This is a genomic window from Tellurirhabdus rosea, assembly GCF_026278345.1.
GTDB classification, from domain to species: Bacteria; Bacteroidota; Bacteroidia; order Cytophagales; family Spirosomataceae; genus Tellurirhabdus; species Tellurirhabdus rosea.
In genome coordinates this window covers 1,295,289-1,308,860 of sequence record NZ_CP111085.1, presented here as the reverse complement: position 1 = coordinate 1,308,860, position 13,572 = coordinate 1,295,289, and the positions used below count along the sequence as shown (strand labels likewise).

The 13,572-nt window shown below is 51.4% G+C and carries 10 protein-coding genes; 2 read left to right on the top strand and 8 right to left on the bottom strand.

The genetic code is table 11. The annotated features are described in order from the left end of the window. Window positions 1-74: 74 nt before the first annotated feature. Window positions 75-1,748 carry a D-alanine--D-alanine ligase family protein gene (locus tag ORG26_RS05465; RefSeq protein ID WP_266367518.1) on the top strand — a complete coding sequence of 558 codons (1,674 nt, stop codon included), beginning with the start codon at window positions 75-77 and terminating at the stop codon, window positions 1,746-1,748. Between the two features lie 79 nt (window positions 1,749-1,827). Here ORG26_RS05465 and pepT read toward each other — a convergent pair whose 3' ends face one another. Next, complete coding sequence (pepT, locus tag ORG26_RS05460; RefSeq protein WP_266367517.1) at window positions 1,828-3,078, bottom strand: peptidase T; 1,251 nt, start codon at window positions 3,076-3,078, stop codon at window positions 1,828-1,830. An 82-nt stretch (window positions 3,079-3,160) separates the two neighbouring features. Between pepT and ORG26_RS05455 the strand changes: the two genes are divergently transcribed. Further along, window positions 3,161-3,700, top strand: a complete 540-nt coding sequence (locus ORG26_RS05455; protein ID WP_266367516.1) for a hypothetical protein — start codon at window positions 3,161-3,163, stop codon at window positions 3,698-3,700. A 355-nt stretch (window positions 3,701-4,055) separates the two neighbouring features. Here the strand turns inward: ORG26_RS05455 and ORG26_RS05450 are convergent, their stop codons facing one another. From ORG26_RS05450 to ORG26_RS05420, 7 genes are all read right to left on the bottom strand, one after another. After that, window positions 4,056-4,427 carry a hypothetical protein gene (locus ORG26_RS05450; RefSeq protein WP_266367515.1) on the bottom strand — a complete coding sequence of 124 codons (372 nt, stop codon included), beginning with the start codon at window positions 4,425-4,427 and terminating at the stop codon, window positions 4,056-4,058. Window positions 4,428-4,600: 173 nt separating this feature from the next. Next, window positions 4,601-4,954 (bottom strand): hypothetical protein, encoded by a 354-nt coding sequence (locus tag ORG26_RS05445; protein ID WP_266367514.1) that lies wholly within the window; start codon window positions 4,952-4,954, stop codon window positions 4,601-4,603. Window positions 4,955-5,342: 388 nt separating this feature from the next. Further along, a complete protein-coding gene (locus tag ORG26_RS05440) occupies window positions 5,343-5,936 on the bottom strand; it encodes a hypothetical protein (protein WP_266367513.1) in 594 nt (197 codons plus the stop codon). 556 nt (window positions 5,937-6,492) lie between these two features. Next, complete coding sequence (locus tag ORG26_RS05435) at window positions 6,493-7,611, bottom strand: IS110 family RNA-guided transposase (RefSeq protein ID WP_266366121.1); 1,119 nt, start codon at window positions 7,609-7,611, stop codon at window positions 6,493-6,495. A 447-nt stretch (window positions 7,612-8,058) separates the two neighbouring features. Beyond that, window positions 8,059-8,679: a hypothetical protein gene (locus ORG26_RS05430; protein ID WP_266367512.1), complete on the bottom strand. Its 621-nt coding sequence runs from the start codon at window positions 8,677-8,679 to the stop codon at window positions 8,059-8,061. 292 nt (window positions 8,680-8,971) lie between these two features. After that, window positions 8,972-10,372: a TolC family protein gene (locus tag ORG26_RS05425; RefSeq protein ID WP_266369326.1), complete on the bottom strand. Its 1,401-nt coding sequence runs from the start codon at window positions 10,370-10,372 to the stop codon at window positions 8,972-8,974. A 10-nt stretch (window positions 10,373-10,382) separates the two neighbouring features. After that, window positions 10,383-13,565, bottom strand: coding sequence for an efflux RND transporter permease subunit (locus ORG26_RS05420; RefSeq protein WP_266367511.1), 3,183 nt, complete (start codon window positions 13,563-13,565; stop codon window positions 10,383-10,385). Window positions 13,566-13,572: the final 7 nt, after the last annotated feature.

The following is a 13,572-nucleotide window of genomic DNA, read 5'->3' as shown; positions in this document are numbered from 1 at the left end:
GCAAAGTCGCAAGTTACCCTTAACTTAGCGGCTCAGCGTCCGCATCCGCGGGCCGTTTGCGTTAGTAAAAGCTCATGAAAGTAGGTATCTTCTTCGGTGGCCCCGCCCGTGAGCGGGAGATCTCGTTTGCCGGTGGCCGCACCGCTCTGACCCATATCGACAAATCGCTCTTCCAGCCGGTCATGATTTTTGTGGACGGCCTGGGGAATTTCATCCGGATTCGCGAAGAGTTTTTGCACCAGGAGTCCATTCGGGATTTCTACCCCCGGCAGACCGACGAGCGGTTCCGGGTGTACATCGACTCCCTGGCCGACCGCCCGGCCGACGAAATCGACGCCCACATAGCCGCCATCGGCGAGCGCATTCGCCCCGAAGAGTTCCGGCACTCTTTCGAGCTGGCATTTCTGGCCATGCACGGTCCCGACTGCGAAGACGGCGCCATTCAGGGGCTGCTGGAATGGTTCCGCATTCCCTATACGGGGCCGGGACTGATGGGCTCGGCCGTCGGCATCAACAAGATTTTGCAGAATGAACTGATCGCGCTGGTAAACGGGCAGCAGAAAAAGACGGCGACCGTCCGCCGCGAAGCCTGGGAAAAGGCCGATAAACAGGAGTTCTTCGCCGCTTTGCAGGACAAATTGGGTCTGCCGATTGTGGTGAAGGCACCGCACCAGGGTTCTTCCATCGGCGTCGCCATCGTGCGCGAAAACAACCTCGATGTTTTCTGTAAAGCCGTCGAACAGTGCTTTTTCACGCTCACGACCCAGCCGGATGGCTGGTCGGAACTGGCCCGCTGGGCGGACCTGTCCGAAGGCGAACGCATTCAGACCGCGCAGAAAATCGCCAACCTGAACGAAGGCATCGGTTTTCCGCTCGCGCTCGAACCCGCCGGCGACATCATTTACCACCCGGCGCACCTGCTTGACGTGCCGTCGTTTGGCTCCGCCGTGCTGCAATCCGTCAACGCGGAAGATGAGGTGCTTTTTGAAGAGTTTATCGCCGGTCAGGAATTTTCGTGCGGCGTCATTCAGGATGAGGAAGGCATTGCTACCCCACTGCCGCCGACCGAAATCTACAACGTCACCAGCTTCGATTTCGATTCCAAATACAAATCCAATACGACCAAAAAGCGGATTCCGGTGGAGACCAGTCTCGAAAACAACCGGAAAATCCAGCAAAGCGTCACGGAGGTTTTTGCCAGACTGGGCATGAACGTCTGCGCCCGCATCGACGGCTTCATCACCGCCGACAACCGGGTGTTGCTGCACGATCCGAACACCATTCCGGGAATGTCGCCCTCTTCGCTGATTTTCAAACAGATGGCCGAAATCGGCCTGAACGTTACGCAGGCGATTACGTATTTCATCCGTCAGTCCCTCAAGGAGCGCATCCGGACGGGTAAGGACACGGTGCGTCTGCGCCACCTGCTCAGGGACCTGGACGCCCAAATGGACGCCCGCCGGAGCCGGTCGTTACCCGAAAGCCGACTGGTCGTGGAGGCTGCCGCGGCCGATGCGGAAACCCAGTGGCTGGCGGCGAAAGCGGAGTACGGCAAGCAGGCGGCTTCGGGCGAAGTCCGGCCGGTGGTGGTGCTGAAAACGGCAGCGGGAGAAAAGCCCCTGGCGGTTAACCTGCTGTTCAAAGATACGCTGGCCGAAGTAGAGGAAGCCCTGACCAAACCCGTGCATCCGCTCATTGAGGAGACCCGGCAGCGGGCCCGGTCGGTGACAGAGCGGTACGGCTGGTAACTTCTCCCAACAAATGCCATATCTCGGAGATATGGCATTTGTTGGGGAAGGTTAAAACAGTTTTTCACAAATGGACCGCTTACGCCCGTTCTTCCCAGACGCGCGCTACGTTGACAATCGTTTCCACGGCTTTCTCCATATCCTGCACGGACACCCATTCCAGTTTTGAGTGGAAGGCGTGCTCTCCGGCAAACAGATTCGGGCAGGGCAGACCCATGAACGACAGGCGGGAGCCGTCTGTACCGCCCCGGATGCTCCGACGCTCGGCGTTCAGACCCGAACGGCGCAGGGCTTCCAGCGCGTTTTCGACCACGGCCGGATGCCGGTCCAGCACCTCTTTCATATTCCGGTACTGCTCCAAAACTTCCAGCCGGGCGCTGGAACCCCGGTAGCGCGTCAGAACGGAATCCAGCACGGCCTGAAGCATCCGTTCTTTTTCGTGCAGGCCCTTCACGGTAAAATCCCGGACAATGAATTCCACCACGGCCGTATCCTGGTTGCCTTCCAGTCGGCCGGGATGCACGAAGCCTTCGCGGCCTTCGGTGGTTTCGGGCGAAAGCGTTTCTTTCGGCAGGGCGGCAATCAGATCGGCGGCAATTTTGAGCGCGTTTTCCAGCTTGCCCTTCGCAAAGCCCGGATGCGTACTGACGCCCTGAATCGTAATTTTCACCGCATCCGCCGAGAACGTCTCGTCTTCCAGCGTGCCGAGGGCTTCCCCGTCGATGGTGTAGCCAAAATCGGCCCCCAGCTTTTCCATATCCACTTTTTCGGTGCCGCGCCCGACTTCCTCATCCGGCGTGAACAGGAGGCGAATCGTGCCGTGTTTCACGTCCGGGTGCTGCACCAGGTACTCGGCGGCGGCCATGATTTCGGCCAGTCCGGCTTTGTTGTCGGCGCCCAGCAGCGTGGTGCCCGAAGCCGTGATGATGTCGTTGCCAATCTGGTGCTTCAGGTCCGGATGGTCCTGGGGGCGAAGGATTTGCGTCGGGTCGTCAGGTAATCGCAGGTTGCCGCCGTCGTAGTTGCGGTGAACGATGGGCTTCACGTTCGCCCCCGTCACGTCCGGCGAGGTGTCCATGTGGGAGCAGAAGCAGATTACGGGGACGTTCGGTTTATCGGTGTTGGCTGGGATGGTGGCGTAGACGTAGCCAAATTCGTCCAGTTCGGCATCGGTAATGCCCATTTCGTGCAGTTCCTGCACCAGCACCCGGCCGAGGTCTTTCTGCTTCTCCGTAGACGGGTTGGCGGTGGAATGCGGGTCCGACTGCGTGTCGATCTGGACGTAGCGGAGGAAACGGTCGAGGACTCTGGCCCCAAAATTGTTTTCCATAAAAGCGAAAGTTTCTGCAAAAATTGCAAACAAACTTACGAGTTCATCTTAGTTTTTTCGCAAATCCCGTAACGGCCACTTAATGGATTATCAACCTGAGAACGTAAAGCAAGAAGTTCGGAATAAAATCGCTTATCAGCCCGTCTGGGTCTTTATTGTGCTAAGTTTGACTACTTTAGGTCTTTACAGGATTTATTGGTTTTATCGCAACTGGCACCAAATAAGAAATCGCGGCGTTTGGGACATCACCCCTGTTTGGCGGGCTTTGTTCAGCATTTTTTTTGCGCACCGTTTACTGGGCAGAATTAATGCCCGTGCCGTGGAAAAAGGCCATGTGGGCAGTGATTCGGATTTGTTTGCAGCAGGGTACGTGATTACAGCGGTCGTTCAAAACTTTATCGCCCGAACATTGGACGATAGAAGCGTCATTATTCTGTTGGTGGCTTCCCCGGCCTGGTTTCTGGTTCCGGCGGTAAAGCAACTCAATTTTCTGGCCCTGCAAAAATCGCCGGGAAGCAAACGGAATTATCTGACGATAGGCGAAGCGGTGGTGCTGGTCGTCAGTGGGTTACTGGTCCTGACAGGATTTTTAGGGCTTGTGATCGACGATATGTTGCCTTGAAAAAAGCAGACAAATTCTTTAGCGGTCATAAAATCCGGTTTTTCGGAAAGTACGGAAGCGCTGGCGAAAAATCTTTTCTTCTTTTAACCAAAGCTGAGAAAGGCTTTTGCCGAGTGGAACCGAGGCCCGAAAACCGTATGTTTGTTTCTGTTCTTTTGCTATGTTTGTTCGGGAGGCAACAGAAGAATGCTGAGTTATGAAGAACGATCAAACAACGCCTATGAGGTACGTCCTGAATCTGCTTCTGACCCAGTAGTTGGGGTAACTGGTGATAGAGATTTGGAGGATTTAGTAGCGCGTGGTATTAGATCCTCCAAAAAAATTGACAAGCAATTCAGGTTAACATAATACTCACTTATACAACAGCCAAATTGTACGCCTTCACTCTGGACGCTATTACGAAGTCATTGTCTCTCTCATCTACCTTTTCACCTTCATCATAAGGGTCTAAAGACAGATAATAGCCTTGTTGGATTGCTAGAAGCTTATAGGATTCAACGTTGTAAAATGCGTATCTGGAATCATGGTTAAACGCATACGCTGTGACATTCTCAAATACTAGCACCAGTTTATCTATCTGGCTTGAGTACATCAAGCTAAACGTAATCTCTATAGTTATCCCGTCGCTAGCTCCCTTTATCAAAAGACTATTCATAGTAGAGTTAATCAAGCTATGCTCATTCACTAGAAAAGCCAATATTTCGTCATTCTCAGCAAGGAGCTTCATTATTACTTTTTTAATTTGCCGAATCTTAGAGCAAATTAGAACTTCTAGCTCTAGTTCATTAACATAAAAACAGTTATAGAACAGGTCTAGGTAAAGTACAACAAAGTGTATAACAGCAAGTTAGTGCTATTCTTATACCTGTTTTAGAACTATTTTATGTAAATAGGTTAGGATCATAAATGAAGCATATTCCAAAAATGCCAAATTAAATATGCAGCCAAGCTTGCTATCAATGACCAAATTACGATTCGGAAACTAAACCACCGAATACGCCATTCATATTGGGTAACAAACCCTGCATAAATCTCTTTCAACTCTACTTCTGGTAGATACCATTTACCAGCACAATGAACACATTGGTATATATCTAAAAACAAGTCTCCCTGTCCATCGATTGTATTAGAGTAAATTTTTCGATCAACTACAACAAAGGTTTCGTTTTTCTCAATTTTCTTTTTGTATGCCTGAATTTCTTCTTGTGAACGAAACCGACCTACCCTGTAATACTGGCAATGCTTACAGCTCATAAATCTAAAGTATGTCTGGCAATGTTGTATAAGTGAGTATTATGTTAACTATTAAGTAAACATAGTAAAGTTAAAGCAAGAAATGAGCCATTTCAGCTGCCGGTCACTCAGGTACGACCGAATCTCAGAAAACCCTCCTTATCTTGAGATAAAGAGTAATGTCAATCGGAGGTTGCACGAAACAGCCGGTTAACAAAACATCAGAATATGACACGATCGTTCTAGTGAATTTGTAAAGTGCTTCTTCCTTTTCGGCTATACTTAAACCTGCTAAGTTAAACTTACTGAATAGCGAGAACAGGAGCCTATTATGGTTGATCGTGGCAAGATTCCAGCGGTAGTGAAAAGTCAAAAATATTCACCTTTTTTCCTCGAGTAAAAAGGTGAATCATTCTTTATTAAAGTATTTAATTTTACCTAAATCGAAGCTAAACGAACTATAAAATATTATTTCGGTATGCGCTGCATCTTTTAAATTTGTCCTTCCATATGAATTAAAATAATTAACCTTATGATCAATTACTTTATTAACATCGTATAAACCGACAATTCCATGTTTTTTTGAAGCAAAGATCACTGTATTTCTAAAATCATCCCCCCAGTTCCTCGTAAATTGATATAAAGAATCTTTTACTAGAGGGTCATAGAAAACCTTATCTAATCTTAGAGTTCTTTTATCATAATATTTTTTTGTAACGCCTTGGTTTATGCTAAAATCTAAAAAAGGTAGTATTATAATATTGCAACGATTAAAGTCGGCAGTCTTTATTTCTTTAAATCCTTCAAGTATTTTATAGCTGCCGTATGTGTAAGATTTAATACAAGATGGATTTATGTATAAAGTATTTACTTGAAGTCCATTTACAATAATATACTGGCTAGTTACAAAGTTAGTATACAAGACTTCTGACGGCACATCAAGTTTAAGAATATTTTGCCCGTTATACTGAAAATTTGTTGGTTGGATATTAAGTATGTTCAATTTTTTGTCTTTTGACCAAAATCTAACAGGCTTGTTCTCTTTCTTGTCTATACATGAGAGTATTGAAATTATAAGAATTAAAGAGTAAGATATCCACCTCATATATTATAGTGGTCTATAAGTTTTTTCAATTGACTTCTAAGCTCCCAATAGGATGCTTAACTTAAAATATTTATATCTTAAATAACATCCTCTAAGCCCTTTTCTATTATATGAAACGTTGTATTCATACCCTGCTTTGACGACGTTTTGCGATCTTCGTGAAAGTTTGAGTAAAAATAAGAAAATGAGCATCCCTAAACTTTCCATTTTAGCGGCCAATAGATGAAAGGTGGATGAATCTCACAAAACGCTAGTGGTTGTTGCACAACTCAACCAAGGTTCTCCTTTTAGTCCGTATAAGCTTGTGTGCGGTGGAGTCTAGTGCTTCATAAGGCTTGAAACGGCATTTATTAGAAGACCAAAGCAAGAATTTGTTGCTCCCTTCGAGTTGTACAACCGCTGGTACTGTCGTGCTTTGCAAGTTTTGAGTTAGTATTTTTTCAATATCTTTGAATTACCTGTGGGACAAGATGGCTTCGGCCTCTTGGTCCTGTGTAGTCCCGCTAGTCGGGACTATTTTTTTAGCCTGGTCCGATACGTTCTTTGTCGTAGTTGGAGAGTAACTAGGCTCGTACTCAGACCCGTTGCGCCAGAGAGCATAACATAGAGTAAGCAGCTTTTTCTGGACGGCTACATACGCTTTCATTTTGATGCGTGATCGGCTATAGACCCGCTCATAAAGGGCGGCACAGCCAGGTTCACCAAAACGCACCGCATTGAGAGCGGGTAGATGCAAGATACGACGAATGCGACTGTTCCCCTTTTTTGAGATGCGCGTCTTACCGATATGTTTGCCCGATTGGTTTTCCACTACGTCATAGCCAGCAAAGCTCACTAGTTGCCGTACGTTCTCAAAGCCCGTGAAGCCATTTGTCTCTGCCACTAGTGTAGCGGCCGACAGTCGGCCCAGCCCCTTGATGGCACTCAGCCGATCAATGCCTTCCCGTAAAGGTTGATCATCGTCCAGCAGATCATTAATGGCCTGACTGATTTCGGTCAACTGCCTGTCATAGAGAGTAATGAGGTTGTCAAGCTGTTTGAGGATGAACCCATCGCTGAACTGGCTGTACTCAATAGAGTGCTTTTGATTCTGGCTTTGGGTCTTCAGTTCCTGTAACCTTTGGTGTTGACGAGTTAGCATCCGCAGACTGTATATGTTCTTCGAGAGTGGTTGCCAAAGCGGCAGTTGCTGTTCAAGCGTCATACGAGCCAGCCCTTGTGCATCAATGCGGTCATTCTTAGACTTGAGACCCAGGCTTTTGAGGTAGTGCTTTGCTTTGTTTGGCAGGACCACACTGACCGATTGGTCTTTGGTAAACAGATACCAGGCCAGGGTCTCATGATAAACGCCTGTGGCTTCCATGACATAGCGAACCGGTAGGTCTGTCTGCTTACAGTGCTTTCCTAGCCAGGTCATTAGTCCTGAGAAAGCGGCCGCCTTGTTAACTAGTTTAGTGGTTCCTTTGACCGTCACTTTTCCGGTGGTGTCCATAACGGAAACACAAACGTGAATGGTGTCTTTGCCAATGTCAAAGCCCACCCCGTAACGTAGGAAGGTAGCTGTCGCTTTCATAGTGGATAAGGGTTAGAAGTGAACTGACCGCTTTTCTCGTCTTTTGCACATGTATGCAGGATTACAGTACAGAACCGTATCCATAGGTACTGTTGAAGTTACTGAGAAAAAGCAGGGTGGACAGATAGACCAGCGGTACAACATCGTCATCATAGACGTGTTAGCGGCGGAACCCGGGCTGCTGCCCACCCCTGTCAGGGACTAACCCAAAATTGCACTCTTTCCAACTATATCAAAGAAAACCAAAGATATGAGCGGCGGACCGCAACCACCCTCGTTTTTTGAGACGGCGTATTAAAAAAGCCAGAGGTTTTGTAAGTCAGAAGAGACCACTTCTTCTAATCCATGTAGAAAGCAACCTTTGACTTTGTTAAGATATTTCAGTTTCCTGCTCCTGGGGCCATTATTCTTCGGATGAGGAACGAGGAAGCACCGAACCCAACCTGCTTACCAGAAGTCCAGGTCATCTTCGGTAGGGTCTGCCACCGGATAGCCATGTTTCGCTACCAATTCGGCTTCGGTGAATGCCTGCCGCCGCGGGTCGATAACTGCCCTCAGGAACTCGTCAATTTCGGCCGTATCGACCGCCTGGCCGACTGCCTTCGTCAGCAGGCAGGAATGATACAAGTAAAAGTTAGCTTCCAGCAGGCCGCTGTTAAATGACAGAAGTTGCCCGGCCAGTCGCTTGAAGCGCAGCAGACGAGTGAAAGTCCGTTGGAGATAGCGCAACTCCATCGAAGAGGAGCACTTATACAGAGCCGTTTCACCGGCGATACGTTCCTGCATCTGCCCTAACAGGGCGCTATAGTGTTGCGGGTCTCGATTCAACAGAAAACTTCCTTCCAGCAGGGCTTCCGCCTTTTGGGGCAGTTCCAGGTGGGCAAGTTCCGGCACAAACAGGTTGCTAAGGGTAACGAGTTGCTGTAGCCGCCTTATTTCGGGCGGGTACAGATTGCCGTCGTCCAGCCCCCATTGGTCGATCCGGGGGGTGCAGGCCTGCTGCAAAAGCAGGAGCTCCAGTAGGTCCAGGGCGGTAAGTGGGGGAAGTCGGCCTCCATCGCAGAGCAAAGTAAAGCTAAGATAAGCATATCCCAGTTCCAATGTTCAGGCTCTTGTCCGGAATCTTTTGACCTCAATCCCGTTCCCGTCCCGGCACCGCCTGCTTTGATAGGCGGGTAAGTCTTCAGCCGGATAGTATATCAGGAAAACGATCGTTTGTCCAATACACCGGTGGCTTACGCTTACGTTTGACACAAACTTGTTTTAGGCTCAATTGAAAATGGCCGTAGCGAAACGATGGCAACGAGCAATTTTCGGTTGCCGCAATTCTCCCTTAACATCTTTGCGAGGAATCCGCTTTTTATTTCCACCCGCCGCCAAGGGCCCGATAAATGGATACCGTGGCATTGAGTTGCTGCATTTTGGTTTCGACCAGGTCAAACCTTGATTCCTGCGCTTCCCGCTGGGTCAGGAGCACCTCCATATAGTCGGCCCGGGCAGACCCGAACAGGCTGTTGGAAATCGTGATCGACTGGGTCAGCGCGTCGACTTCCTTCGCCTTCAGGTCGTAACTCTTTTCCAGATTGCTGATTCGGGACAGCTGGTTGGCGACCTCGATGTACGCATTGAGAATGGTCCGTTCGTAGTTGAAAACCGCCTGGACCTGCCGGGCGCTGGCGCTGTTGTAATCGGCGATGATGGCGTTTTTGTTGATCAGCGGCCCCGCCAGATCACCCGCCAGCGAGAAAATCAACGATTCCGGAGCTTTTAGCAGGTAGGCCGGATTGAAGGCCTGGAACCCGAGCCCCGCCGAAATGCCGAGCGAGGGATAAAACCGGGCTCTGGCCACTTTGACATCCAGCTTCGCCGCTTCCAGCTCCTGTTCGGCCCGCCGGATGTCGGGGCGGTTCTGGAGGAGCTGCGACGGAATCCCGGCCTGAACGGCCGTCGGCACGAGCTTGTTGAAATCCTTCGGGTTCCGGGCCACCGGCTGTGGGAACCGGCCCACGAGGAAATTAATTCGGTTTTCGGTTTCCACGATCTGCTGCTGGACGTTGTACTGCAGGCTCCGGGTGTTGAGCACCTGGGCTTCGAACCGCCGGACGGCCAGCTCCGTCACCCGGGCCGATTCTTTCTGCAGTCGCACGATATGTAGCGCGTTGCTCTGGATTTCGATGTTCTGCCGGAGAATTTCAAGCTGATTGTCGAGAGCCAGCAGTTCGTAGTACGAATTGGCGATTTCGGCAATCAGGTTGGTGACCATGAAATTCTTCCCCTCCACGCTGGCCAGGTAGCGGTTAACTGCCGCCTTTTTGGCGTTGCGCAGTTTGTGCCAGATATCCACTTCCCAGGTAGCCACGGCGCCCGCGAACACGTTGCCCAGCGGATCGGGCGTGTGTTTGCCGGGCTTGATTTCGGTGGCATCCACCGTGGCCCCCGGCAGCGTGTACCGGCTCACCTTGTCTACGCTGGTGCCGCCTCTCAGGCCCACAAACGGCTGGTATTCCCCCTGCCGGGCCCGGACTTCATTCTGGGCAATCTGGATTTCCTGCAGCGTTATGTTCAGTTCCTGATTGTTCTTCAGGGCCGTTTCGATCAGGTCCTTCAGGTGGGGATCGGTAAAAAATTCCCGCCAGCTGACCTTTGCCGAATTGGTTGAGTCCTGGGAGCTGGTGTATTCCGTAGGAACGGCTTTATTTTCTGTTTTCAGGACCAGGGCCGGGGCGTTACAGCCGGCCACTGCAAAGGCCAGAGCGGCCATCGCGAGGTATTTAATCGTTGTCTGTTTCCACATAGCGGGGTTCAATTACTTCGGTGAGCGGCTCTTCGTCTTCGTTTTTAATCAGCGACCGGCCATCGGCCAGGTGACCGAAGATGTAATACAGTCCGGGGATGATGATGACCCCGAATAAGGTTCCGAACAGCATTCCACCCAGGGCTGAACCCCCGATGGTACGGTTCCCGATTGCCCCGGCCCCGGTGGCAAGAATCAGGGGAATCAAACCGGCCACAAAGGCGAAGGAGGTCATCAGGATGGGACGAAAACGAACCCGGGCACCTTCAATGGCGGCGTTGAGAATCGTTTCACCCTGCTGCCGCTTCTGAATGGCAAACTCCACGATCAGTACGGCGTTTTTACCCAGCAGACCCACCAGCATGATGAGACCGATCTGGGCGTAGATGTTGTTTTCCAGGCCCATCAGCTTCAGCATCAGGAAGGACCCGAACACTCCGACCGGCAGCGAGAACACCACGGCCAGCGGAATAATGAAGCTTTCGTACTGCGCGGCCAGCACCAGGTAAACGAAGGCCAGAACGATCAGGAAGACGTACAGCGCCTCATTGCCCCGCATGGATTCGTCGTAGGAAAGTCCTTCGAAGGCGATGTCGTAGCCTTTGGGCAGCGTCTTGGCGGCTACTTCCCGGATGGCCTGGATGGCCTCCGCGGTGGTATAGCCCTTGGCGGGCAGTCCCTGAATGGCGGAGGAGTTGTACAGGTTGAACCGGGTAATCTCGTTGGGACCCTGCCCTTTTTTAAGCTTCATGAAGGCCGAGTAGGGCACCATTTCGCCCGCGTCGTTTTTGACGTACAGCTTCAGCAGATCCGTCGGAAGCCGCCGGAAACTCGGGTCCGACTGCACGTACACCTTGAAAAACTGGTTGAACTTGATGAAGCCCTGTTCGTAGGTACTCCCGATCATGATGTTCAGGTTTTCCATGGCCTTGCCGATCGACACGCCTTTCTGCATGGCCAGGTTGTTGTCGATCTCCAGTTCGTACTGCGGGTAGTTGGCCGCAAAGAAGGTAAACAGGCCCGTCAGTTCTTTCCGCTTGCCGAGGTTTTCCATGAACTCCTTGTTGACCCGGTCGAACTCGGCGTAGTCCGTATCGGTATTCTTATCCAGCAGACGCATGGAGAAACCGCCCGAGGTACCAAAGCCCGGGATGGCGGGTGGTTCGAAGAATTCGACTGTGGCGCCCAGTCCTCTGGATTTTTCTTCCAGTTCTTCCATGATCTCCTTCACGTTCTCGTGGCGCTCCGACCAGGGTTTTAGGTTGATCAGACAGGTACCGGCGTTGGAACCCCGGCCTTCGGTCATGATCTCGTAACCGGCCAGCGAAGACACCGATTCAATGCCCTCCACCTCTTCGCAAATTTTCTGCAGCCGCTGGGAAACTTCGTTGGTTTTCTCCAGGGTCGAACCCGGAGGCGTCTGGATAATGGCGTAAATCGTACTCTGGTCTTCGTTCGGAATAAAGCCGGAGGGGACAATCTGGCTCTCGTAGTAAATCCCGGCGCAGAACGCCAGCAGCACGCCGAAGGTGACCACCCGCCGGTTGACGATCCGTTTCAGCAGGCTTACGTACCGGCCGGTCATTTTGTCGAATCCGCGGTTGAAGCTGTCGAGCGCCCGGGTCAGGATGTTCTTCTTCTTCGGATGACCATGGTGGTTTTTCAGCAGCATGGCGCAGAGCACCGGCGTCAGCGTCAGGGCGATCAGGGCCGAAATGACAATGGAACTGGCCATGGTGATCGAGAACTGGCGGTAGAAGGTACCGACCGGACCCGTCATGAACGAGATCGGCAGGAAGACCGAGACCATCACCGCCGTAATGGCGATGATGGCGCCGCTGATCTCACCGAGCACTTTCTTAACGGCCCGGTAAGGCGAAATGCCCGGCTCCTCCTCAAACTTGGCGTGTACGGCCTCCACGACCACAATGGCGTCGTCGACCACAATCCCGATCGCCAGGACGAGGGCAAACAGCGTGATCAGGTTGATGGAAATCCCGAAGAACTGAATGACGAAGAAAGCCCCGATGAGGGAAACCGGAACGGCCAGAATCGGAATCAGGGTTGAACGCCAGTCGCCCAGGAAGATGAACACCACGAAGGCCACCAGCAGGAAGGCGTCCCGCAGGGTGTCGATCACCTGCTCGATGGAGGCGTCCAGAAACTGCGATACGTCGTAGCTGATCTTGTAGTCCATTCCCGGAGGGAAGGAAGCTTTCATGACGTCGAGCTTGGCTTTTACCTCTTCGATCACTTCCTTGGCGTTACTGCCGTAGTTCTGACGCAGGACGATAGCGGCCGAAGCGTGGCCGTCCAGGTTGGAATAAATGTCGAAGAATTCGCTCCCCAGTTCGACCTTGGCAATGTCTTTCAGGTGAATGCTTTCCCCTTCCGAATTGGCCCGGATGATGATGTCCTCGTACTCCTTGGGATCACTGTACCGGCCTTTGTAGGTAAGCACGTATTCCAGCGACTGGGCTTCAATCCCGGAGCTTTGCCCGATCCGGCCGGGGCGGCCGATGATGCTTTGTTCGCCCATCGCCTTCATGACCTCTTCCACCGAGATGTTGTAGGCCCGCATGCGGTCGGGGTTCAGCCACACGCGCATGGCGTACCGCCGGCTCCCCAGGATCTGGGCCCGGGCAATCCCTTTCGTCCGCTGGATTTCGGGAATCATCTTCACCGTGGCGTAGTTGAACAAAAATTTTTCGTCAATGCTCTTCCCCTTCGAATAGAGGTTGACGTACATGAGCATACTGGGCTGCACAGGGGTGATGATAACCCCTTCCCGCTGAACCAGTTCGGGCAGCAGCGGCATGACCTGGTCTACCCGAGTTTTTACCCGGATGACGGCATCGTTGGGGTCCGTGCCCGGTTCAAAGATGATGCGGAGGGTTGCCTCCCCGGCGCTGGTGGCGTCGGTGGCGATGTAGCGCATATCCTGCACGCCGTTAATGGCCTGTTCCAGCGTAATGAGCGTTGACTTTACCAGTACGTCCGCACTGGAGCCCGGATAAGCGATAAAGATGTTGACGGTAGTCGGCGCAATATCCGGAAACTGCGAAATGGGCAGTTTCTTGATGGCCAGTACCCCGACAAAGACGATCATAACCGATATGACAATCGCAAATACCGGTCTGCGTATGAACTTATTGAACATAGTTTGT

Excerpts from the sequence above, each read along its gene's own strand:
- pepT (WP_266367517.1), bottom strand. The coding sequence starts at position 3,078 with ATGGAAAACAATTTTGGGGCCAGAGTCCTCGACCGTTTCCTCCGCTAC.
- ORG26_RS05435 (WP_266366121.1), bottom strand. The coding sequence starts at position 7,611 with ATGAAAGCGACAGCTACCTTCCTACGTTACGGGGTGGGCTTTGACATT.
- ORG26_RS05465 (WP_266367518.1), top strand. The coding sequence starts at position 75 with ATGAAAGTAGGTATCTTCTTCGGTGGCCCCGCCCGTGAGCGGGAGATC.
- ORG26_RS05450 (WP_266367515.1), bottom strand. The coding sequence starts at position 4,427 with ATGAAGCTCCTTGCTGAGAATGACGAAATATTGGCTTTTCTAGTGAAT.
- ORG26_RS05425 (WP_266369326.1), bottom strand. The coding sequence starts at position 10,372 with ATGGCCGCTCTGGCCTTTGCAGTGGCCGGCTGTAACGCCCCGGCCCTG.
- ORG26_RS05445 (WP_266367514.1), bottom strand. The coding sequence starts at position 4,954 with ATGAGCTGTAAGCATTGCCAGTATTACAGGGTAGGTCGGTTTCGTTCA.
- ORG26_RS05420 (WP_266367511.1), bottom strand. The coding sequence starts at position 13,565 with ATGTTCAATAAGTTCATACGCAGACCGGTATTTGCGATTGTCATATCG.
- ORG26_RS05455 (WP_266367516.1), top strand. The coding sequence starts at position 3,161 with ATGGATTATCAACCTGAGAACGTAAAGCAAGAAGTTCGGAATAAAATC.